The 21,791-nt window shown below is 63.6% G+C and carries 19 protein-coding genes; 6 read left to right on the top strand and 13 right to left on the bottom strand.

What is annotated here, in order from left to right; translation table 11 throughout:
- Positions 1 to 18 precede the first annotated feature (18 nt).
- Positions 19 to 798, top strand: coding sequence for a cupin domain-containing protein (locus NKI24_RS01685; protein WP_352448336.1), 780 nt, complete (start codon positions 19 to 21; stop codon positions 796 to 798).
- A gap of 123 nt (positions 799 to 921) precedes the next feature.
- Here NKI24_RS01685 and grpE read toward each other — a convergent pair whose 3' ends face one another.
- Positions 922 to 1,557 carry a nucleotide exchange factor GrpE gene (grpE, locus tag NKI24_RS01690; RefSeq protein ID WP_023675250.1) on the bottom strand — a complete coding sequence of 212 codons (636 nt, stop codon included), beginning with the start codon at positions 1,555 to 1,557 and terminating at the stop codon, positions 922 to 924.
- 236 nt (positions 1,558 to 1,793) lie between these two features.
- On the opposite strand from grpE, the gene NKI24_RS01695 reads away from it, so the two are divergent.
- Positions 1,794 to 1,997 carry a hypothetical protein gene (locus tag NKI24_RS01695; protein WP_352588355.1) on the top strand — a complete coding sequence of 68 codons (204 nt, stop codon included), beginning with the start codon at positions 1,794 to 1,796 and terminating at the stop codon, positions 1,995 to 1,997.
- Between the two features lie 126 nt (positions 1,998 to 2,123).
- Entirely contained in the window at positions 2,124 to 3,146 is a 1,023-nt protein-coding gene (locus NKI24_RS01700) for a fatty acid desaturase (protein WP_352469420.1), read from the top strand.
- Between the two features lie 47 nt (positions 3,147 to 3,193).
- Here the strand turns inward: NKI24_RS01700 and NKI24_RS01705 are convergent, their stop codons facing one another.
- The 6 genes from NKI24_RS01705 to cysG form a co-directional block, all read right to left on the bottom strand.
- A complete protein-coding gene (locus NKI24_RS01705; protein ID WP_023675247.1) occupies positions 3,194 to 3,814 on the bottom strand; it encodes a DJ-1/PfpI family protein in 621 nt (206 codons plus the stop codon).
- Positions 3,815 to 3,949: 135 nt separating this feature from the next.
- Entirely contained in the window at positions 3,950 to 4,486 is a 537-nt protein-coding gene (locus NKI24_RS01710; protein ID WP_352742213.1) for a DUF934 domain-containing protein, read from the bottom strand.
- A 203-nt stretch (positions 4,487 to 4,689) separates the two neighbouring features.
- The gene (locus NKI24_RS01715) at positions 4,690 to 5,454 is read right to left on the bottom strand and encodes a phosphoadenylyl-sulfate reductase (RefSeq protein ID WP_352742978.1); all 765 of its coding nucleotides are present in this window, start codon (positions 5,452 to 5,454) and stop codon (positions 4,690 to 4,692) included.
- Positions 5,429 to 7,099, bottom strand: coding sequence for a nitrite/sulfite reductase (locus NKI24_RS01720; RefSeq protein WP_352742980.1), 1,671 nt, complete (start codon positions 7,097 to 7,099; stop codon positions 5,429 to 5,431). Before NKI24_RS01720 ends, NKI24_RS01715 begins: the two co-directional genes overlap by 26 nt.
- Positions 7,100 to 7,148: 49 nt before the next feature.
- A complete protein-coding gene (locus NKI24_RS01725; protein WP_352448341.1) occupies positions 7,149 to 7,451 on the bottom strand; it encodes a DUF2849 domain-containing protein in 303 nt (100 codons plus the stop codon).
- Positions 7,448 to 8,899, bottom strand: a complete 1,452-nt coding sequence (gene cysG, locus NKI24_RS01730; protein ID WP_352742983.1) for a siroheme synthase CysG — start codon at positions 8,897 to 8,899, stop codon at positions 7,448 to 7,450. Before cysG ends, NKI24_RS01725 begins: the two co-directional genes overlap by 4 nt.
- Positions 8,900 to 9,339: 440 nt before the next feature.
- Here cysG and NKI24_RS01735 point away from each other — a divergent pair, with 440 nt between their 5' ends.
- Positions 9,340 to 9,789: a baeRF12 domain-containing protein gene (locus NKI24_RS01735; protein WP_023675241.1), complete on the top strand. Its 450-nt coding sequence runs from the start codon at positions 9,340 to 9,342 to the stop codon at positions 9,787 to 9,789.
- Positions 9,790 to 10,015: 226 nt separating this feature from the next.
- Entirely contained in the window at positions 10,016 to 11,824 is a 1,809-nt protein-coding gene (locus NKI24_RS01740) for a cation:proton antiporter domain-containing protein (protein WP_352742985.1), read from the top strand.
- On the opposite strand, the gene NKI24_RS01745 is transcribed toward NKI24_RS01740, so the two are convergent.
- The 6 genes from NKI24_RS01745 to NKI24_RS01770 all read right to left on the bottom strand — a co-directional run bounded on the left by NKI24_RS01745 (position 11,805) and on the right by NKI24_RS01770 (position 18,381).
- Positions 11,805 to 12,623, bottom strand: coding sequence for a hypothetical protein (locus NKI24_RS01745; protein WP_352742987.1), 819 nt, complete (start codon positions 12,621 to 12,623; stop codon positions 11,805 to 11,807). The two genes, NKI24_RS01740 and NKI24_RS01745, sit on opposite strands and share 20 nt — an antisense overlap.
- Entirely contained in the window at positions 12,620 to 13,372 is a 753-nt protein-coding gene (locus NKI24_RS01750; protein ID WP_023675240.1) for an SDR family NAD(P)-dependent oxidoreductase, read from the bottom strand. Before NKI24_RS01750 ends, NKI24_RS01745 begins: the two co-directional genes overlap by 4 nt.
- Before the next feature lie 60 nt (positions 13,373 to 13,432).
- Complete coding sequence (locus tag NKI24_RS01755; protein WP_352742989.1) at positions 13,433 to 15,685, bottom strand: transglycosylase domain-containing protein; 2,253 nt, start codon at positions 15,683 to 15,685, stop codon at positions 13,433 to 13,435.
- Between the two features lie 291 nt (positions 15,686 to 15,976).
- A complete protein-coding gene (locus NKI24_RS01760) occupies positions 15,977 to 16,228 on the bottom strand; it encodes a hypothetical protein (protein WP_352742991.1) in 252 nt (83 codons plus the stop codon).
- 43 nt (positions 16,229 to 16,271) lie between these two features.
- On the bottom strand, positions 16,272 to 16,892 hold the full coding sequence (locus NKI24_RS01765; RefSeq protein WP_352742993.1) for a ribonuclease D: 621 nt from the start codon (positions 16,890 to 16,892) through the stop codon (positions 16,272 to 16,274).
- A gap of 103 nt (positions 16,893 to 16,995) precedes the next feature.
- Positions 16,996 to 18,381 (bottom strand): M20/M25/M40 family metallo-hydrolase, encoded by a 1,386-nt coding sequence (locus NKI24_RS01770; RefSeq protein ID WP_352742995.1) that lies wholly within the window; start codon positions 18,379 to 18,381, stop codon positions 16,996 to 16,998.
- 445 nt (positions 18,382 to 18,826) lie between these two features.
- Between NKI24_RS01770 and polA the strand changes: the two genes are divergently transcribed.
- Complete coding sequence (gene polA, locus NKI24_RS01775) at positions 18,827 to 21,775, top strand: DNA polymerase I (protein ID WP_352742997.1); 2,949 nt, start codon at positions 18,827 to 18,829, stop codon at positions 21,773 to 21,775.
- Positions 21,776 to 21,791: the final 16 nt, after the last annotated feature.

The following is a 21,791-nucleotide window of genomic DNA, read 5'->3' on the forward strand; positions in this document are numbered from 1 at the left end:
TAGCAAAGGGAGGAAGTCATGGACACGAATGTCGTTGAAATCACCGAATTTGCATTGAAGCCCGGATTCACCGAGCAGATGTTCCTGCAGACCAGAGATGAAGTGAATGACGAGGTGCGGAAGCTCAAGGGTTTCATCAATCGTCGCCTCCTTAAATCCGAGGGAGGCTGGACGGAGATACTCGAATGGGCGGACATTGACAGCGCCAAGTCGGCTGGCGAGGTCTGGTCCACCCTGCCCGGCATCAAAAACTATTGCTCGATGGTGAATTCCGCCTCGATCAAGGTCGGCTACCATTCTGTGGCGGCTGTGGCTAGCGGCGGAGCTGGCAGGAGCATTCCCCACGCCTTTTGCAGTCACGCCTTGGATGGAGAGGCGCGCTGGTGGCTTGGCTCGCTGGCGGTGATCAAGGCGACAGCAGCCCAGACGGCGGGCCAGTTCACGCTGGTTGAAGTCCTCGAGAGCGAAGGTGAGGCGCCGCTGCACGTCCATCATCGCGAGGACGAGTCATTCCTGGTGATGGAAGGCGAGATCGAGTTCGAGATCGGCGGTAAGGCGATTATGGCTGGACCCGGTTCGTTTCTCTTTGGGCCACGCGATGTGCCGCACCGCTATACGGTCAAGCGTGGGCCGGCCCGGATGCTGTTCCTCTTCACGCCCGGTGGGTTCGAGGAGCTTTTAGAAGCGACCAGTGTGCCTGCCGGAGACAGGCGCATCCCTCCGGACGGCGAAGGAATGCCGGACATGAAGACATTCCCCGACGTGGTCCGCCACTATGGGTGTGAACTGCTGGGCTGAGGGCAGGAAAGCCCTGCACGGCGACCTGTTTGATCGCCCCCTGAACTCGGACAGGTTGGGGGGCGGTCGATCATCCCTCACGCTTTGGTGGCGGTTGCTGCCGAACGGTGCACTATTCCCAGTTCACGCATCCTTCTCGGCCTGCTCGTTGACCGGCCCCGGCTCGACGGGCGCTTCGCTCGCCACATGCTTGGGGCCGCCCTTGGCGACGCCGACCATGGCCGGCCGCAGAACACGCTCGCCGATCGAATAGCCGGGCTGCACGACCTGCACGACCGTGTTGGCCGGTACGTCGGGATTGGGCACCTCGAACATCGCCTGGTGGAAATTCGGATCGAATTTCTCGCCCTCGGGCTCGAGCTTCTTCACGCCGTGGCGTTCCAGCGCCGACAGCATGGCGCGCTCGGTGATCTCGACGCCGTCGATCAGCGCCTTGAAGCCGGCATCGCCCGACGCCTTGGCCTCCTCCGGGATGGCATCCAGCGCACGGCGCAGATTGTCTGACACCGAAAGCATGTCGCGGGCAAAATTGGCGACTGCATAGGCGCGCGCGTCGTGGACGTCGCGGGCGGTGCGGCGACGCAAGTTCTCCATGTCGGCCGCGACGCGCAGCGCGCGATCCTTCAGCTCTTCGTTTTCCTTCAGAAGCCGCACAAGCGCTTCATAGTCGCCGTCGACGCCACCTTCCCTTGGCTCCGCGGCAGCCTCGGTCTTCTCGGCTTCATCGGGCGCGCGTTCGTCTTTTGCCTGGTCGCTCATCGCCGTTTCCCGTCATTTTCGAATGGTGTGGATTTGCGCCCGATATCGAGGTTTAGCGGCCAAAAATCAAGGGGCAAGCGATACTGCAGCCGCTGTCGCCGCTTGATGGCGGACGGCGCAGACCTCTCGATTTTAATTCAAACTTTACCGTACCCGACGGCTTTGCTTGCCGGGACACTACAATGCGGGAACCATTCCTCCCTTGGAAGAGTTTCGAAGCCGACACAGGATTTTGGATGATGCCCCGCAGGAATGGCGAAAAACGCGACGGGCTCGCCGGCGATATCCGGCGCCAGCTCGGCACCGAGGCGACCAAGCGCTTTCTGCGCACCTTGCCGGCCTTCCGCACGGAGTCCGATATTCCCGACCGTCTGAAGGAATTGCTCGACCGCCTGGACGGCGTCGAAGCCAAGGTGGTCGCAGGCGGGCGCCGTCGGTAGACACCGTCGCAAGCAACGCGACCTGCGATTGCGGCCGCAATTCCTCGCCATCGCGCGACATTTACCCGCAGTAACTTTGCGTGATCTCCGCCTTGCGGCAGCGTGCCGCTCCGCCTATGTTTCATGATGAACATGATTTCCCCCGAAGCTGTGGCAAACAGCAAGCGTGCCTGGTTGAAAATCCTGTCGCGCTATAAAAAGCCCGACAGGCGTCGCAGCGCCGTCGAACTCGCCATCACCCTCATTCCTTTCGCCACGCTGTGGGCACTGTCCTCGGCCGCTTATGCCTATGGCCATTGGTGGGGTCTGGTCCTCATCCTTCCGGCCGCCGGCTTTCTGGTGCGGATCTTCATGATCCAGCACGATTGCGGCCACGGCTCCTTTTTTGCCAATCGCTATGCCGACGACTGGATCGGCCGCGTGCTTGGCGTGCTGACGCTGACGCCGTACGATTGCTGGCGCCGCGCCCACGCAACCCATCACGCCAGCGCCGGCAATCTCGACGAGCGCGGCACCGGCGACATCAAGACACTGACCGTCGCCGAATACCGGCAACTGTCGTGGCGGGGCCGGCTCGCCTATCGCCTCTATCGCCATCCGCTGGTGATGTTTGGCCTTGGCCCGATATGGATCTTCATTTTCGAGCAGAGACTGCCCTTGGGCATGATGCGGGGCGGTTTCACCCCCTGGGTGTCGTCGATGTCGACCAATCTCGCCATCGCGGTCATCGCCGCGCTGCTCATCTGGTTCGTTGGCCCCGGCGCGTTTCTGGTCGTGCATTTGCCGATCGTCATCCTCGCCGGATCGGCCGGCATCTGGCTGTTCTATGTCCAGCACCAGTTCGAGGAGACGGAGTGGACAAAGGACTCCGAGTGGGAATTCCAGCACGCTGCCCTGCACGGTTCGTCCTATTACGACCTGCCGCCGGTGCTGAACTGGATCACCGGCAATATCGGCGTCCACCACGTGCACCACCTCTCGGCCAAGGTGCCATGCTACCGGCTTCCGGAAGTGCTGAGGGACTATCCGGAGCTGCGTGAGATCGGCCGCGTCACACTCCTCGACAGCCTGCGCTGCGTCAAGCTGGCGCTGTGGGACGAGAGCCGCAGCAAGCTGGTATCGTTCCGCGAAGCGCGGATGGCCGTGTAGACGCACCGCCGCATCAAGGATGCGGCGGCGGGCTCCACATTCCGAGCTTAAGCCGCCTGGCGCTGGTCGCGCATCAGGATCTCGCCCTGGCGGATCTCGGTGCCCAGCACTTTCAGGCATTCGCGCATGAACGCGGCAAGGCCCGGCCAGCCCTTGGCCGACACCAGATTGCCGTCGACATGGGCGCCGGTCGGCGCAACATCGATATAGATGCCGCCGGCCAGCGTGACTTCCGGCTCGCAATATTGCAGCGCCGCGACTTCGCGGCCGCGCACCACGCCGTCGACCGCGATCAGGATCTGCACGCCGTGGCAGATGGTGAAGATCGGTTTTCCCGTCTCATGGAAATGCCGCACCAGCGCCTGCACGCGCTTGTCGATGCGGATATATTCCGGGCCGCGCCCGCCCGCCGCGTAGACGGCATCGTAGTCGGCCGGATTGACCTCGGAAAACGTCTTGTTGAGAATGTAGTCGTGGCCGAGCTTTTCCGTATAGGTCTGGTGGCCCTCGAAGTCGTGCAGCGAGGTCTTCAGGATATCGCCGGCCTTCTTGTCGGGGCAAACGACATGGACGGTGTGGCCCACCGCATGCATGGCCTGTTCAAAGACGAAAATCTCGTACTCCTCGCTGAACTCGCCAACGAGCATCAATATCTTCTTGCCAGCCATACCCGGTTCCTCCCTTGTGGCCACATTTATTCGGATCGCGAAATAATGGGTCTATCCTAAGGCGGAGAGGCGCAAAATAAAAGGCTGAATCGGGAATGTGGTCCGACCAGAAGGCTTCTGGCCCTCTGGAGCGGATCAGCCGGCGCGCACCCGCCGCCAGGAATATTTCGGGCCTTTGGCCTCCGGCTTCACCGCCGGCTGATAGAACAGCGGCAGTCCGCCTGTGCGGCCTTGCTCGAGCCGCTTCAGCAGCACCGGGTGCGATATCTCGAATTCATCGAAGCCGAGGCGCAGCATATGCGGCAGCTGATCAATCAGCACCTGCCCGGTGGCTCGCATAGCGCCTGCAAAATGATAACGGCTGCGCAGCAATTCGCCCTTGGAGAACGAGCGGCCGTCATTGAACGCCGGAAATGCCAGCGCCACCAGCGACAGCTGATCGAGCAGGCCTGCGATCTTTTCGAGCTGATCGCCCGGCTGCAGCAGCACACCGATGCGCTCCTTCGCCGACCGCCGCACCTCCGGATCGAGGCCGAGAAACGCTTGCAACGGCAGGATGAAACGGCCATTGCCGACCAGCGCCTCGGCACTTTCGGCATGAACCCACTCGTCCTCGCGGAACCCATCCGGTGTCCACAGCCGCATGGCGTTTTCGGCTATCAAATCGCTCATCAAGAAAATTCCCAAGTCCAAAGATTCTAAGGTGCACCTCAGGGTGCGTTGAGATTCAGGTCAGGCCGAGCCGGAACCGAAGGCGGGCGCGAAGCGACCAAACTGCGTGGCTTCCGAGAACCGGAGCGGAGCGTACTTTGGGTACGTGAGCGCCGGAAGCGCAGGAAGCCGCCGTTTGCAGGCCGGCTGAATATCAACATATCCTAAAGCGAGGCGTCGGTCAGCGACCTTTCCAGCCCCGACAAGTGGATGCCGCATTCGGTCTTGGCGTGCCCGGCCCAGCGGCCGCTGCGCGCATCGTCGCCCGGTTGCACCGGCTGCGTGCATGGGAAACAGCCGATCGACAGATAGCCATAGGCGACCAGCGGGTTCTCACGCAGCGCATGCGCGCGCATGTAGCCGGCCTGGTCCGATGTCGTCCAGTGCGCCAGCGGATTGATGCGGATGCGCGAGCCGACCGCCTCGAACACCGGCAGCGCTGCCCGGGTCGCCGCCTGGAAGCGCTTGCGGCCGGTGAACCAGGCGCGGAACGGCTCGACGCCGCGCGCCAGCGGCTCGACCTTGCGGACGTCGCAGCAGGCGTCGGTGTCGGTCTCGTTCAGATTGCCGGTCGGGTCGATCCTTGCCAGCGCCACATCGTCGGGCCTGATCACCCGGATATCGCTCAGCCCGAAATCGGCGGCCAGCGCGTCACGATAGCCGAGCGTCTCCTCGAAATGCTTGCCGGTGTCGAGAAAGATCACCGGCAGCGTCCGGTCGATCTCGGCGATCATGTGCAGCAGCACCGCCGAATCCGCGCCGAAGGACGAGACGGCGGCGATTTCGCCGTGAAAGAACTCCCGGGTCGACCGCTCGATGATCTCCAGCGGCTTCAGATGGCCGTAGAGCGCGTCGAGACCCGCTGCTTGGGCGGCGATGCCGGCCTCGACGTCGACGATACGGTCAAGCGGCCTTGGCTTCGCCAGCATAGAGCGCCTCCTTGAACGGCGCGGGACCGACTCGGCGGTAGGCGTCGATGAATCTTTCGTTTCTGTCCAGCCGAAGCCCGAGATAGGTCTCGACGATCTGCTCGATGGCATCGGTGATCTCTTCCGAACTGAAGCCGCGGCCGATGATCTCGCCGACCGAGGTGTTCTCGTCGGCCGAGCCGCCGAGCGTCACCTGGTAGAGCTCGGCGCCTTTCTTCTCGACCCCGAGGATGCCGATATGGCCGACATGGTGATGGCCGCAGGCATTGATGCAGCCGGAAATCTTCAGCTTCAATTCGCCGATGTCGCGCTGGCGCTCCAGCGAAGCAAAGCGCCGCGAGATTTCCTGCGCCACGGGAATGGAACGCGCCGTTGCCAGCGCGCAATAGTCGAGGCCGGGGCAGGAGATGATGTCGCTGATCAGGTTGGAATTGGCCGTCGCCAGCCCGATATCGACAAGCGCGTCATAGACCGCCTTGAGGTCGGCACGCGCCACATGCGGCAGGATCAGGTTCTGCTCGTGGCTGACGCGCAACTCGTCGAATGAATATTTTTCGACAATGTCGGCGACCGCTTCCATCTGGCTGTCGGAGGCATCGCCGGGCGTCTCGCCGATGCCCTTGAGCGAGATGGTCACCGCCGCGTAGTCGGGATGGCGATGGGTGACCACATTCTGGTCCAGCCATTCGGAAAAGCTCTTGGAGTCGAGGCGGGCAAGCTTGACCGCCTCATCGCCTTCCGGCCGGTCGACAAGCGCCGGCGGCGCGAAATAGGCGTCGATGGCGCGGATGTCTTCTTCCGGCAGCCTCAGCTCGGCGTCCTTCAACTCCTGCCATTCGGCCTCGACCTGGCGGGTGATCTCCTCGACGCCGGTCTCATGGACCAGGATCTTGATGCGCGCCTTGAACTTGTTGTCGCGACGGCCGTAGAGGTTGTAAACGCGCAGGATCGCCGTGCAATAGGACAACAGATCCGCTTCGGGCAGGAAATCGCGGATCTTCTTGGCGACCATCGGCGTGCGGCCCTGGCCGCCGCCGACATAGACGGCGAAACCGAGCTCGCCAGCGGCGTTCTTCTTCAGATGCAGGCCAATGTCATGCGTCTGGATGGCGGCGCGGTCGCGCTCGGCGCCGGTCACCGCGATCTTGAATTTTCGCGGCAGGAACGAGAACTCCGGATGCACCGAGGACCATTGCCGCAGGATTTCGGCATAGGGGCGCGGATCGGCAACCTCGTCAGCGGCGGCGCCGGCGAAGTGGTCGGCGGTGACGTTGCGGATGCAATTGCCGCTGGTCTGGATGGCGTGCATCTCGACGCTTGCCAGATCGGCCAGGATCGCCGGGATGTCCGACAGCGCCGGCCAGTTGAACTGGATGTTCTGGCGTGTCGTGAAATGGCCGTAACCTTTGTCGTATTTGCGGGCGATGTGGCCGAGCATGCGCAGCTGCTTGCTGTTCAGCGTGCCGTAGGGCACCGCGATGCGCAGCATATAGGCATGCAGTTGCAGATAGACTCCGTTCATCAGCCGCAGCGGCCGGAACTGGTCCTCGGTGATCTCGCCGGCAAGCCGCCGTGCGACCTGGTCGCTGAACTCGGCGACGCGGGCCTTGACGAAATCGTGGTCGAACTCATCGTAACGGTACATATTCAGGTCTTTCCGGGCGCGTCCGCCCGTTTCATCAGTGTGTGGTCGTTTACGCCGCGCGGGCTTGCGGACGGGCCTGCTTGCCCAGGTCGTTGCGGGTGGTCGGGCCGGCGGCACGGATCTTTTCACGCAGCCGGACCGCTTCGACCGTGCCGTTGGCCACGGTCACGTCGATCAGGTTGACGTCGACCACTTCGTTGTTGGCGGAGGCCTTGGCGCCGATCGCCTCCAGCCGGTCCTCGGCCGCCTTGTCATGGGCGATGTCGGCATGGTCGATGGTCTCGGCCCAGCCGCCATTGGCGTACCAGACGGCTATGCCGTCGGCGAGGCGGTTCGCGGTCAGGACTTTCATTGGTTCACTCCTTGCGCGGCAGCACGGGCCACGCTTTCCTGCCTGTGTGCCGCCAGTGGCTCGGACCGTTCGAAATTGGCGCCGGCGACAGCGTCGCCGATGATGGTCATCACCGGGCCGCTGAGGTCGGCACGCGCCTCCAGCGACGGCAGGTCGGCGAGCGTGCCGTGGAAACGGCGGCGGTTGGCAAGGCTGGCATTCTCGACCACGGCGACGGCCGTATCCGGCGACAGGCCGGCTTCGATCAGCCGGCCGGCGACCTCTGCAGCGACCGAGCGGCCCATATAGACGGCGACCGTCGCGCCGGAAATGGCGAGCTTTGCCCAATCTGGCAGCGAATTTCCCTTGAGGTCATGGCCGGTGGTGAACACCATCGACGACGACACGCCGCGCAGCGTCAGCGGCAGTTCGAAATCGGCGGCGGCGGCGAAGGCTGCGGTGACGCCCGGAACCACTTCGTAGGCGACGCCGGCATCGCGAAGTGCCGCCATCTCCTCGCCGGCCCGGCCGAACACCAGCGGGTCGCCGGACTTCAGCCGCACGACACGCTTGCCGGCGTGGCCAAGCTCGACCAGCAGCGCATTGATCTCGGCCTGGCTCTTGGAATGGCAGCCCTTGCGCTTGCCGACCGGCAGGCGCTCGGCATCGCGGCGGCCCATGGCGACGATCGCCTCCGGCACCAGCGCGTCATGGACGATCACGTCGGCTTCCATCAGCAGGCGATGGGCGCGCAGCGTCAAAAGGTCCTCGGCGCCTGGACCGGCGCCTACAAGCGCGATATGGCCCGATGCCGGTTCTTTCGAAAGCAGCAGGCCGACGGCCGCATCATGCGCCTGCGAAAGCTCGCCGGCCTCGACAGCGCGGGCCGGCGCGCCGCCAAAGAAATCGCTCCAGAAGCGGCGGCGGGCATTGCCCTTCGGCAGCAGTCTTTCGGCGGTGTCGCGAAACGATGCGGCGAGAGTTGCGAGCGGACCGAGCGAGGGCGACAGCATGCGGTCGATGCGGCTGCGCAGCATCTGCGCCAGCACCGGGCCGGCACCTTCCGTGCCGATGGCAATGGCGACCGGCGCGCGGTTGACCAGTGCCGGCGTGAAGAAATCGCATAGCTCCGGCCGGTCGACGGCATTGACCGGAATGCCCAGCCGGCGCGCATCCCCGGCAACGCGGCGATCGAGCGCCTCGTCGCCGCTGGCGGCAAACACCATCACCGCACCATTGAGATGTGCTGCATCATAGGCGTCGGCGATGTGGGCGGCCCCCGTCTCGGCGATAAAGGCCAGCAGCTCCGGGCTTGTTTCATCGCTGACGATGCGCAGCACAGCGCTCGACTGCGCGAGCAGCCGCGCCTTGGCCAGCGCCTCCTCGCCGCCGCCGACGATGGCTACGGCTTCGCCCTCGACCCGCATGAAGACGGGAAAGGCATTGAGCTTGGGCGTGGCTTGCGGCATGACGAGCGGAATCCTGGAACCGTTTGTCAGTTCTACGCGGGGGCGCGAAAAACCAGAAGGCACCCACTCGCGCATCGCTTCGTAGCAGGCAATCTCTTTTCTGCAAGCATGAAGGCCAAGAGAAAAATATTCCACATTCAAATGCGGAGCAGATTGAAGCTGCTGTTGCAGCCCTTGATCCGCTGCCTTTTTAGCGGCCAGAGGAGCTAACCACAAAACAGATTTTTCTAAATTCTATCAATTTAGTAGATTAAGCCGCCGGATGCTGACCGAGCGATCGACGGCAGCCCCGCACTCTCGCCGGCCCTTGTCGGAGCACCGGGTCCGAGTGCCGGAACATTCCCGCCTCGGCACGCGTTTGCTCTATGGACCCAGGCCCGGTCACACCCCTGCGGCAAAGGCCCGGCGATGGGCTCGAAAAATCAAAAAAGGAGCGCCCCATGAGCAACGTCAGACTGAAACGCGGACTGTGGATCGTGGTGGCAGATGGCGAAAAGGCGCTGTTCCTCGAGAACCGTGGAGACGTCCAATATCCCGACCTTCAGGTCGTGCACGAGATGGAGCAGGAAAATCCGGCAACCCGAGAACAGGGCACGGACCGCCCCGGCCGCTACAGCGACGGCCCTTCCGTCCACCGCAGTGCGGTCGAGGACACCGACTGGCACCGTCTCGGCAAGGAGCGTTTTGCCGAAGAGATTGCCGACAGGCTCTACAAGCTGGCGCATCGCGGCAGCTTCAAGGAGATCGTGCTGATCGCGCCGCCGCCGGTGCTGGGCGACATGCGCAGGAAACTGCACAAGGAGGTTACCGACAAGATAACGGCCGAAATTCCAAAGACGCTGACCAACCACAGCATACCCGATATCGAGAACCTGCTGCAGGCGACCTGATCGGCATCGGCGGCGCGCAACTTTCGTTTCCGTAGCAAGCGCCTGCTTGGAGCAGGCCGCGCTGGGTGGCAACGCTTGCCGGCTCTCCGTCTTTTGCTGCTTTGTCATCGATTTCATGAGGAATGCGGGGTTGTCTCGCGACTGTCGCAGCCTCCATACTGCCACGGCGGCGGCTTTTGGACGGCGCATGTCCGACATCGCGATTCCTGAAGGCGCTCCATAGACAATGCCGCATGACACGCCCCTTATCGCCACCATCGTCGCCGGTCTGGGGCTGGCTTTCGTCTTCGGCGCACTTGCCAACCGTTTTCGCGTGCCGCCGCTGGTAGGCTATCTCATCGCCGGCGTTCTGGTTGGACCGAACACGCCGGGTTTCGTCGCCGATGCCGGCCTCGCCAATGAACTTGCCGAGATCGGCGTCATCCTGCTGATGTTCGGCGTCGGCCTGCATTTCTCGCTGAAGGACCTGTTGTCGGTCCGCGCCATCGCCGTGCCCGGCGCCATTGTGCAGATCGGCTTCGCGACAGCCCTCGGCGCCGGCCTTGCCTGGATGCTCGGCTGGTCGATGGGCGCGGGACTGGTCTTCGGCCTGGCGCTTTCCGTGGCCTCGACCGTGGTGCTGTTGCGCGCCCTGCAGGAGCGGCGGCTGATCGAGACCGAGCGCGGCCGCATCGCCGTCGGCTGGCTGATCGTCGAGGATCTGGCGATGGTGCTGGCGCTGGTGCTTTTGCCGGCATTGGCCGGCGTGCTCGGCGGCCGGGAGCAGGTGGAGGTGCACTCCAGCGGTCTGCTGTCGCTGCCGGCGAGCTACGGTGTCTGGGGCGTCGTCGCCGTCACACTGGCCAAGGTCGCGGCCTTTGTCGTGGTCATGCTGGTGGTCGGCCGCCGGCTTATCCCCTGGATCCTGCACTACGTCGCCCATACCGGATCGCGCGAACTGTTCCGGTTGGCGGTGCTTGCGATTGCGCTTGGCGTCGCCTTCGGCGCGGCCAAGCTGTTCGGCGTGTCGCTGGCTCTCGGCGCTTTCTTCGCCGGCATGATCATGAGCGAATCCGAGCTCAGCCACCGGGCGGCCGAGGAATCGCTGCCGCTGCGCGACGCCTTTTCCGTGCTGTTCTTCGTTTCGGTCGGCATGCTGTTCGACCCGTTCAGCGTGATCAGCAATGGCTGGCCGATCCTGGCGACGCTAGCCATCATCGTTGTCGGCAAGTCGCTGGCAGCCTTCGTCATCGTCGTCGTCTTCCGCTATCCGGTCGCAACCGCATTGATGATTTCGGCAAGCCTAGCTCAGATCGGCGAATTCTCGTTCATCCTGGCTGAACTCGGCGTCGGGCTGAAACTGCTGCCCGAACAAGGCCGCGACCTCATCCTCGCCGGCGCCATCCTGTCGATCGTCCTCAATCCGCTAATGTTTCTTGCCGTCGACCGGATGAAACCCTGGCTGGAAGCACGCGCCGGCAGGACGGCGCCGTCCGGCGAAGCAAGGCCGATCGGCCCGGCGACCGAGCCCGGCCAGGTGGCCTCGGTCGCGGCGCCTGCTAACGAGGATGGCCCGCCGCCCAGGACCAGGCTGACCGGCCACACCATCCTGATCGGCTACGGCCGCGTCGGCAGTCTCGTCGGCACGGCGCTGAAGCAGGCCGCCCTGCCCTTCCTCGTCATCGAGGATGCCGACAAGACGTTGGCGAAGCTCAAGGCCGAAGGCGTCGAAACCGTACCCGGCAACGCGGCGGGTGGCGACGTGTTCGCCGCATCCAATCCCGAGGGCGCAAAGCGGCTGATCCTGGCCATTCCCAACGCCTTCGAGGCCGGGCAGGTCGTGCTGCGCGCCCGCGCCGCCAATCCGACAATCGAAATCATCGCCCGCGCCCATTCCGATGCCGCGGTCGAGCACCTCAAAAACCTTGGTGCCGACACCGTCATCATGGGCGAACGCGAGATCGCCCGCGGCATCGTCGAGGTGGTGACGGCGAGCAGGATCGAGCCGGCTTTGGCTGCCGACACCGCTACGACGGCTACTCTTTCACAATCGTGATTCCTGCATCGATCAGAAATTTTCTGATTTTTTGAATGTCTTCGGGCGGAACATCCCACCGCCATGACACAGGCGACAGTTGCCGCAAGACACCATAGGCGTTGTCTTGAATCCAATTCTGCAACCGCTTGCGGTCGATCCGACGTTCCAAATGCCCCTGGGACAGCAAGTTGAATGGGAACACATCACGGAGATTTATGTCGAGGTGCCGTTCATCACTTCGCGCGTGAAAGGTCCGGCCGAAAACAAAGGATTGGGCCCGTAGCTGTTCTGGCGGGCCATAGAACGTTTTGTCGACGGTCGCGAAGCGGGAAGACGTTGAGCCATGCGCAAACGCTCTTGGGCCCCAGAAATATGGCATTGACAATCCTATGCCATAGATCGGCTGAAGCTCTTGAACGAGCAGTTTGATGATACTTTCGAAGGTTTTTTTCGCGTCTGCGTTAGCAGCTCGATCGATGTGAATCTCGAAGAGCCTGAAACGATCGACAGAGCAACCAATGTCTATGGAAAAATCCGATAGCACATCCGGACTTCTCTTCCACAAGTACCCGACCGACTGCCAATCTTTCTTGGTTATGACGTCGCGTTTCGCAAAGTTTCGGTAGAGATAATCCTTGCCCGTCTTTTCGTCGGTGACCGTGGCGATATCAGGCTCAGAGCCGAGGACCTCGACTATGCGATCCAGTATGTCGCGCGCGCCGGAAATATCTAAACTGGCGGCCCATTCGTAGATAATAAGCGATCCAACCACGTTGGTTTCGGTGAAACGCGCATATCGATCGGTCTGCTCGCTCAAACGTGCTGGCCGCCATTGATATGGATTTCCGAGCCGGTCACGTAGGACGCCTGCTGCGAGCACAGGAAGAAGATGATGTCGGCGACTTCCGCCGTGGTGCCCAATCTTCTCAGCGGGATGGTCTCGACGATTTTTTCCGTGCCCGGCGACAGGATCGCGGTGTCGATCTCGCCCGGCGCAATGGCGTTGACGCGAATGCCGTGCGGGCCGAAATCATGCGCCATCTCGCGTGTCAGCGAGCCGAGTGCTGCCTTCGACGTCGCATAGGCGGTGCCGGCGAAGGGGTGCACCCGGGTGCCGGCGATCGAGGTGACGTTGACGATCGAGCCCTTGGCCGATGCCAATTCCTTGAACAGTCCGCGCGCCAGCATGATCGGCGCAAAGAAATTCACCTGGAAGACGTCGCGCCAGACATGCATCGGCGTGTCGATCGAGTTCATGCGGCTGTTGCCGTCCTTGAGCTTGGGCGAGATGCCGGCATTGTTGACCAGCGCATGCAACTGCCCGCCATGCGCCTCCAGCCGGTGGCGGATTTCCGAGATGGCGATGCCGACATCCTCCTGGTCGGCGAGGTCGACCTTGATGTGGTCTTCAGGTCCGGCCGGCCACGGGCAGTCCTCGGCAAAGGCCTGGCGCGAGCAGGTGATGACGCGCCAACCTTCGCGTGAAAAGCGCTTGACAGTGGCATGGCCGATGCCACGGCTGGCGCCGGTCAGCACGATGGTTTTTCTGGTGTCGGTCTCTGCCATTCGCGGTCTCCAAACGGGAGATGTAGCGGAACGCGGCAGCGGTGGCGAGGGGCCCGTCGCTCAGCCGCCTGTCAGAATGTCCAATATCGAGGTCTGCCGCTTCTTGACCGGGCCGCCGACATTGCCGGGCGGCACCGGATGCTTGATCGATCCGGTGGCGCTGTCGACGCCCGGCATGGCCAGGCCGCCGGCATCGACTGTCTCGGCAGAACGCACGGGACGCGAAGGCGACTGGGTGGCTGCTGCAGGCGGCGCCGATTGGCCGACGGAAGCGACCGGCGCCGGCGGCGCTGTGTCGGACGGTATGTCGTCCGGGACGATGGTGTCGGGCGGCGTCGACTTCCAGGTTCCGGGCAGCGGCCGCACCGGCACGCCCTCATGCGCGGCGACCATGAACTCATGCCAGGCCTGCGCCGGCAGCGCGCCGCCGGTGACCTTCTTCATCGCGCTGCCGTCATCGTTGCCGAACCAGACGCCGGTGGTCAGATTGGCGGTATAGCCGATGAACCAGGCATCGCGCGAATTCTGGCTGGTGCCGGTCTTGCCGGCCGCCGGCCAGGCGAACGCCGCCTTCCTGGCCGTGCCGATCTCGACCGTGCCGGTCATCATCGAGTTCATCATGCCGACGACATCGGGCTTGACGACCCGCGGCGCACCGCCGCCATTGTTTTCGTAGAGCACCTTGCCGTCGCTCGTCGTGACCCGGCGGATGAAATGGATGTCGGGCTTATAACCGCCATTGGCGAAGGGAACATAGGCCGAGGTCAGTTCCAGCGGCGTCACTTCCGAGGTGCCGAGCGCGATCGATGTGTTGGCCGTCAGCTCGGACTGGATGCCCATGCGGTGCGCCGCCTCGACCACCGCATTCGGCCCGACTTCCATGGTCAGCTGCGCGGCCACCGAGTTCAGCGATTTTGCCAGCGCCGTCGCCAGCGTCACCTTGCCGAAATATTTGCCGCCGTAATTGTCGGGCGTCCAGTTGCCGATCTTGATCGGCGCGTCGTTGCGCACGCTGTCCGGCGTACGGCCGGATTCCAGCGCCGCCATATAGACGAACGGCTTGAACGCCGAGCCCGGCTGCCGGCGCGCTTCCGAGGCGCGGTCGAACTGGCTGGTCGAATAGTCGTAACCGCCGACCATCGCGCGCACCGCGCCGGAATTGTCGATCGACACCAGCGCGCCCTGGCTGACATTGAGTTTTTTGCCGCTCTGGTCGATCAGCCGGCGGATCGATTGCTCGGCGAGCTTCTGCAGCGTCAGATCGACGGTCGTGTCGACGACGATATCGCGGCGCACGTCGCCGATCAGGTCGGGCAGTTCTTCCATGATCGTATCGGCGACATAGTTTTCCGAGCCGGTCCAGTAGGACGGCGAACGCGTCGCCGGCGCGCTCATTGCCGTGGTCTGCTCCTTGGCGCTGATCTTGCCCTCGTCGCGCATCGCGGCGAGCACCAGCTGCGAGCGCTGCTCGGCCGCCTTCGGGTCGCGCGCCGGCGACAGCCGCGACGGCGCCTTGAGCAGGCCGGCGAGAAGGGCGGCCTCCGACAGCGTGACGTCACGCGCGCTCTTGCCAAAATAGCGGCGCGAGGCCGCTTCGACACCATAGGCGCCAGAGCCGAAATAAACCCGATTGAGGTACATTTCGAGGATCTGGTCCTTCGTATGCTTGTGCTCCAGCCACAGCGCCAAAAGCACTTCCTGCACCTTGCGTTCCAGCGTGCGGTCCGGCGTCAGGAACAGGTTCTTGGCCAGCTGCTGGGTCAGCGTCGAGCCGCCCTGCGAAAAATGCCCGCCCAGCACATTGGTCACCATGGCCCGGGAAAGGCCGATCGGGTCGATGCCGAAATGCGAATAGAAACGACGGTCTTCAATGGCGATGACGGCCTCGGGAATATAGGGCGACATTTCGTGCAGGCCGACGGCCTCGCCGCCGCTCATGCCGCGATTGCCAAGCAGCTGGCCGTCGACCGAGACGATCTTGATGTTGGGGGCGCGATCGGGAATGGCCCAGGTGGTGGCCGCCGGCATTTTCGCGCCGTAATAGACGACGATGCCGGCAGTGGCGATGCCGCCCCAGATGGCCAGCACGAAGCACCAGTAGAACAGCCGGGCAAGCACGCCGAAGACGCCGCGCCGGCTTTTGCCGCGCCCGCCGCGCGGCGGCTTGACCTTGGACGATTTGCGCTTTGCAGCGGCTTTTCGGTTGCTCGGCACGACGCGGTCCTCCTCGCTTACCGAAAAACCAGCCGAGGATCTCGCCGCCGGCGATGCCTCGAAGCTGGGCTCGATGCGGCTGTCTTTCCGGTTCGCCATGCGCTGTGCTGTCTTCCCCATGCCTATGGCGTTGGGGTTGAAGACTAGATGCGGCGGTTTAAAGGCGGGTTAAGTCGGGAAAAATCGAAGTAAACTGTATTCAGTCGCTTGCCGAACGGCTGCGGCCCGCGACAGCGCCAAAGCCGGAAATGAAAAACCCGCCTCGGCGGGCGGGTCGTTGGAGCCAATGAGCACCATAGCGGAACTAGTAGCATAGCTGCCGGCACAAAGCAAGAACAAAATACGCTTTGCCTCAGAATAATCACTTCAGGTCGGCGGTTGCGACAACCCTCAGTCGTCGGCATCCGCATCGTCGGAGGCCGGCCGCCAGCTGATCGGCTCGATCTTCCTTTGCGTATGGCCGTCCGTATAGGCCCACCAGCCGGCGTCGCTTTCGTCCCAGTCGTCGCCGGCCGCCTTCAGCCGGTCGAGCGAACGGTATTGCGCGATGCTCTCGTTCATCACGCCGTCGCTGTCCTGCCAGTAGACGGTGACCTTGGAACCGTCCCTGGGTGCCGTTTCGATTGGTTTTCGCGCAGCCATTTCAATTCCTCCCGGCCGACGGCGTTAAAGTGCCAGAAGGCCATCAGCTGTGGGCGAAGATGTCCTCTTCATCCCAGCCCATCAGGTCGAGTTTCGCACGCGTCGGCAGGAAGCGGAAGCAGGCATCGGCCTCCCTGGTCCGGTTGTCGCGCGCCAGCCGCGCGCTGAGCACGTCGCGCAGCCGGTGCAGATAGAGCACGTCGGAGGCGGCATATTCGAGCTGCTCGGGCGACAGTATCTCGGCCGCCCAGTCCGACGATTGCTGCGCCTTCGACAGGCCGACGCCGAGAAGCTCGAAGCAGATGTCCTTCAACCCGTGCCGGTCGGTGTAGGTGCGCGTCAGCCGCGACGCGATCTTGGTGCAGAACACCGGCTCCGGCATGATGCCGAAGGCATTGTAGAGCACGGCGAGATCGAAGCGGCCGTAATGAAAGAGCTTGGTGATGCTGCGGTTCTTGAGCAGGCTGACGAGGTTCGGCGCCTTCTTCTGGCCGGGCGCGATCTGGATGACGTCGGCCGAGCCGTCGCCAGGCGAGATCTGCACGACGCAGAGCCGGTCGCGATGCGGGTTCAGCCCCAGCGTCTCGGTGTCGATGGCGACCGCCCCGACATCGTAATGCAGCAGGCCGGGCAGATCGTTTTTGTGGAAACGTATGTCGCTCATCGTCTTCTCCGGTCGCCGCCCCGTGCAGCGATGCGCGACAGACCATGCCCGTCCTTGCCGCGATCCGGCGAAAAATCAACAAAAACTTGAGTCTGGCGCAATTTCAGCGTGTCAGCGCCTCGAGAATGCGCGCCCAGGAGCGCTGGCCCTTGTGGAAGGAGCTCATCTCGTACTTCTCGTTCGGCGAGTGGATGCGGTCGTCGTCGAGGCCGAAACCGACCAGCAGCGATTCCATGCCGAGATAGGCCTGGAAATCGCCGACCACCGGGATCGAGCCGCCGCTGCCGGTCACCACCGCCGGCTTCGGCCATTCGTCGGACAGCGCCTGCTTGGCCTTGGCGAGGAAGGGCGATTCGTAGGACAGCTGGATCGCCGGCGAGCCGCCATGCGGGTGGAATTCGACCGAGCAGTCGGCCGGAACGCGCTGCCTGACGAATGCCTGGAAGGCGGCGCGGATTTTTTCCGGATCCTGTTTGTGGACCAGGCGGAAGGAGACTTTTGCCGAGGCTTGCGCGGCGATCACCGTCTTGAAGCCCTTGCCGGTATAGCCGCCGATAATGCCGTTGAACTCAGCCGTCGGCCGCGCCCAGGTCAGTTCGAGCACCGAGCGGCCCTTTTCGCCGGACGGAATCGACAGGCCAATCGGGCCGAGGAAGGTCTCGGCCGTCTCGCCGAGCGACAGCCACGACTGCAATATCTGCGACGGCGTTTCCTCGACGCCGTCATAAAAACCTGGAATGGCGACGTGACCATCCGCATCGTGGATGTCGGCCAGGATCTTTGCCAGGATGCGGATCGGATTGGCGGCCGCACCGCCATAGAGCCCGGAATGCAGGTCGCGGTCGGCGGCAGTCACCGTGATCTCCTCGCCGACCAGCCCGCGCAGCGAGACGCAGATCGACGGCGTATCGCGGTCCCACATGCCGGTGTCGCAGACCAGCGCGAAATCGGCCTTGAGCTCATCCGCATTCGCCTCGAGAAACGGCTTCAGCGACGGCGATCCGGACTCCTCCTCGCCCTCGAACAGGATTGTGATTCGGCACGGCAATCCGCCATGCACCTGCTTCCACGCGCGGCAGGCCTCGACGAAGGTCATCAGCTGGCCCTTGTCGTCGGCCGCGCCGCGGCCGGTGATCACCTTGTGGCCGGGCTCGATCTCCTTGACCGCCGGCGCGAACGGGTCGCTTTCCCACAGCTCGATCGGATCGACCGGCTGCACGTCGTAATGGCCGTAAAACAGCAAATGCGGCGCGCCCGCCGGCCCATCGTGATGCGCGACCACCATCGGATGCCCTGGTGTGTCGCGCACGCTGGCGTCGAAGCCGATCAGCTTGAGCTCGGCGACCAGCCATTCGGCGGCCTTGCGGCAGTCGGCGGCGTAGTCGGGATCGGTGGAGATCGACTTGATGGCGAGCAGGCCGAACAGGCGTTCCAGGCTCTGGTCGAAGTTCTTGTCTAGGCGGTCGAGAACAGGGGAAACTGGGGACATCTGGCGGGGCCTTTCGATTCTGGCGGCGAATCTAGGGCCCATGCGGCGAAACGGAAAGCCCGCGACCGTTGGGCCACAGCTTCCTGTCCAAAGGCAAAAAAATGCCGCCGTGGTGGAGGGGAACCACGGCGGCCTTTACTCGAAACGATGCGGCAGCCCGGAGAGGGGGGATAGGCTGCCGCAAGTGTCCGGGATAGGCGGGGGACGGGCCTTGCTCCGGACTTCGGCGAAAACTGCCGATGGCGTTTATCTGTGTCTGCGAACGTGGCGATTCAAGGGCACAAAAATTACACTTTTGTAACATAGGCGTGAGCGAACAAAGCTCCGGCCAGGCCGCCATGGCCGGCCAGGCTCGCACGCCATTTGTCAGGGTGTTGCCGGAACCCTTGGCGCAAGCCGCCTTTGGCATGGACCGCGGCGCTGCGCCGCGCTATTCCCTCGTGCCATGAAAAAAGGCGATCATCTCTTCCTTGTCGACGGCTCCGGCTACATCTTCCGTGCCTATCACGCGCTGCCGCCGCTGTCCCGCAAGTCCGACGGGCTGCCGACCAGTGCCGTGCTCGGCTTCTGCAACATGGTCTGGAAGCTGACGCAGGACGCCCGCAACACCGATGTCGGCATCGTGCCGACGCATTTCGCCGTGATTTTCGACTATTCGTCGAAGACCTTCCGCAACGACCTCTACCCCGAATACAAAGCCAACCGCTCGGCGCCGCCGGAAGATTTGATCCCGCAATTCGGCCTGATCCGCCAGGCGACCAGGGCCTTCAACCTGCCATGCCTTGAGACGGAAGGCTACGAGGCCGACGATTTGATCGCCACCTATTGCCGGCTTGCCTGCGAAGCCGGCGCCGACACCACCATCATCTCTTCCGACAAGGACTTGATGCAACTGGTCGGCCCAACGGTTGCCATGTACGACCCGATGAAGGACCGCCAGATCGGCGTTCCCGAGGTGATCGAGAAATGGGGCGTGCCGCCACAGAAAATGATCGACCTGCAGGCGCTGACCGGCGATTCGGTCGACAATGTGCCGGGCGTGCCCGGCATCGGGCCGAAGACGGCAGCGCAATTGCTCGAACAGTTCGGCGACCTCGACACGCTGCTCGCCCGCGCCGGCGAGATCAAGCAGGACAAGCGGCGCGAATCGATCATCGCCAATGCCGACAAGGCACGCATTTCGCGTGACCTGGTGAGGCTGAAGAACGACGTGCCGGTGACCGAAGGGCTTGACGAATTCGTATTGCATGCGCCGGACGGCCCCAGGCTGATCGGCTTCCTCAAGACCATGGAATTCTCGACGCTGACCCGCCGCGTGGCCGAAGCGACCGGAACCGACGCCGGCGACGTTCCAGCCACCCCCGTCACCATAGAGCGTGCCGATACCGCGCATGGCCCCGATATGGGTTTTGGCGTGCCCGCGGCCGCCGAGAGCGCACCGCCGTCGGACGAAGCGGCACTCGAAGCTTCGGCCGCAGCCAAGCAAGGCGACACTCCATCCCTGCTTTCGGCGCTTCGCCTGGAGGCTGCCACCGCCCGCAAGATCGACACCGGCGCCTACGCCTGCATCCGCGACGCCGCGACGCTGAAGGCCTGGATCGCCGAGGCGATGGAGAGAGGCATTGTCGCCTTCGACGTTAAGACGTCCTCGCCCGATCCGATGCGGGCAGAACTGATCGGCCTTGCCATGGCCGTCGCGCCTGGCCACGCCGCCTACGTGCCGCTTGCCCACAAAAACGGCAATGGCGACCTGCTCGGCGGCGGCGCGGTCGAAAACCAGGTCCCGGTCCGCGACGCGCTGGCGTTGCTCAAGCCGCTGCTCGAGGACAAATCCGTCCTCAAGATCGTGCACGACATGAAATACCGCCTTGTCGTCATGAGCCGTCACGGCATCGAGGTCGGCCCCTATGACGACACCATGCTGATCTCCTACGTGCTCGAGGCCGGCACCCACGGTGGCCATGGCCTGGAGGCGCTGGCCGATAAATGGCTCGGCCACGCGACCATTCCGCTGAAGGAACTGGCCGGTTCGGGAAGAAGCTTCGTCGGCCTCGATCAGGCCGACCTCGGCAAGGCGACGGCTTACGGCGCCGAGCACGCCGACGTCGCGCTCAGGCTCTGGCAGGTGCTGAAGCCACGGCTTGCCGCCAAGGGCCTGGTCTCGGTCTATGAACGGCTGGAACGGCCGCTGGTGCCGGTATTGGCGCGGATGGAACAGCGCGGCATCTCCGTCGACCGGCAGATCCTGTCGCGGCTCTCCGGCGAACTGGCACAGGGTGCCGCACGGCTTGAGGACGAAATCTACCAGCTGGTCGGCGAACGCATCAACATCGGCTCGCCAAAACAGCTCGGCGACATCCTGTTCGGCAGGATGGGTCTGCCCGGCGGTTCAAAAACCAAGACCGGCCAGTGGTCGACCTCGGCGCAGCTTCTCGAAGACCTCGCCGCCGAAGGCCACGAATTGCCGCGCAAGATCGTCGACTGGCGCCAGCTGACCAAGCTGAAATCGACCTATACCGATGCGCTGCCCGGCTTCATCCATCCCGACACCAAGCGCGTCCACACCTCCTACGCGCTTGCCGCGACGACGACCGGGCGGCTGTCGTCCTCGGATCCCAATCTGCAGAACATTCCGGTGCGCACCGTCGAGGGTCGAAAGATCAGGACGGCCTTCATCGCGGACAAGGGCAACAAGCTGGTTTCCGCCGACTACAGCCAGATCGAATTGCGCGTGCTCGCCCACGTCGCCGAAATCCCGCAGCTCAAGCAGGCCTTCGCCGACGGCGCCGACATCCATGCCATCACCGCGTCTGAAATGTTCAACGTGCCGGTCGAGGGCATGCCTTCGGAAGTGCGCCGCCGTGCCAAGGCGATCAATTTCGGCATCATCTACGGCATTTCGGCCTTTGGCCTCGCCAACCAGCTGTCGATCGCGCGCGAGGAAGCCGGCGACTACATCAAGAAATATTTCGAGCGCTTTCCCGGCATCCGCGACTATATCGATGCGACCAAGGCCTATGCCCGCGAGCACGGCTTCGTCGAGACCATTTTCGGCCGCCGCATCCACTATCCGGAAATCAGATCGTCAAATCCTTCGGTCCGGGCGTTCAACGAGCGCGCCTCGATCAACGCACGCCTGCAGGGCACCGCCGCCGACATCATCCGCCGCGCCATGATCCGTATGGACGAGGCGCTGGAAAAAGCCAGGCTTTCCGCCCGCATGCTGCTGCAGGTGCATGACGAACTGGTCTTCGAGACGGTCGAAGCCGAGGTCGAGGCGACGATCCCGGTCGTCTGCCACGTCATGGAGAACGCCGCCATGCCGGCGGTGTCGATGTCGGTGCCGCTGCACGTCGACGCCCGCGCCGCCAACAACTGGGAAGAGGCGCATTAAGGCGGGCCACAGAGCC

Origin of the sequence: Mesorhizobium sp. M0701, assembly GCF_040320365.1 — a bacterium.
Taxonomy (GTDB): Bacteria; Pseudomonadota; Alphaproteobacteria; order Rhizobiales; family Rhizobiaceae; genus Mesorhizobium.

Coding starts and splice junctions, on each gene's coding strand:
- cysG (WP_352742983.1), bottom strand. CDS start 8,899: ATGCCGCAAGCCACGCCCAAGCTCAATGCCTTTCCCGTCTTCATGCGG.
- NKI24_RS01735 (WP_023675241.1), top strand. CDS start 9,340: ATGAGCAACGTCAGACTGAAACGCGGACTGTGGATCGTGGTGGCAGAT.
- NKI24_RS01765 (WP_352742993.1), bottom strand. CDS start 16,892: ATGAGCGACATACGTTTCCACAAAAACGATCTGCCCGGCCTGCTGCAT.
- NKI24_RS01710 (WP_352742213.1), bottom strand. CDS start 4,486: ATGAGCGATTTGATAGCCGAAAACGCCATGCGGCTGTGGACACCGGAT.
- NKI24_RS01755 (WP_352742989.1), bottom strand. CDS start 15,685: ATGGCGAACCGGAAAGACAGCCGCATCGAGCCCAGCTTCGAGGCATCG.
- grpE (WP_023675250.1), bottom strand. CDS start 1,557: ATGAGCGACCAGGCAAAAGACGAACGCGCGCCCGATGAAGCCGAGAAG.
- NKI24_RS01705 (WP_023675247.1), bottom strand. CDS start 3,814: ATGGCTGGCAAGAAGATATTGATGCTCGTTGGCGAGTTCAGCGAGGAG.
- NKI24_RS01750 (WP_023675240.1), bottom strand. CDS start 13,372: ATGGCAGAGACCGACACCAGAAAAACCATCGTGCTGACCGGCGCCAGC.
- NKI24_RS01700 (WP_352469420.1), top strand. CDS start 2,124: ATGAACATGATTTCCCCCGAAGCTGTGGCAAACAGCAAGCGTGCCTGG.
- NKI24_RS01770 (WP_352742995.1), bottom strand. CDS start 18,381: ATGTCCCCAGTTTCCCCTGTTCTCGACCGCCTAGACAAGAACTTCGAC.
- NKI24_RS01695 (WP_352588355.1), top strand. CDS start 1,794: ATGATGCCCCGCAGGAATGGCGAAAAACGCGACGGGCTCGCCGGCGAT.
- NKI24_RS01715 (WP_352742978.1), bottom strand. CDS start 5,454: ATGCTGGCGAAGCCAAGGCCGCTTGACCGTATCGTCGACGTCGAGGCC.
- NKI24_RS01720 (WP_352742980.1), bottom strand. CDS start 7,099: ATGTACCGTTACGATGAGTTCGACCACGATTTCGTCAAGGCCCGCGTC.
- NKI24_RS01725 (WP_352448341.1), bottom strand. CDS start 7,451: ATGAAAGTCCTGACCGCGAACCGCCTCGCCGACGGCATAGCCGTCTGG.
- NKI24_RS01740 (WP_352742985.1), top strand. CDS start 10,016: ATGCCGCATGACACGCCCCTTATCGCCACCATCGTCGCCGGTCTGGGG.
- NKI24_RS01760 (WP_352742991.1), bottom strand. CDS start 16,228: ATGGCTGCGCGAAAACCAATCGAAACGGCACCCAGGGACGGTTCCAAG.
- polA (WP_352742997.1), top strand. CDS start 18,827: ATGAAAAAAGGCGATCATCTCTTCCTTGTCGACGGCTCCGGCTACATC.
- NKI24_RS01685 (WP_352448336.1), top strand. CDS start 19: ATGGACACGAATGTCGTTGAAATCACCGAATTTGCATTGAAGCCCGGA.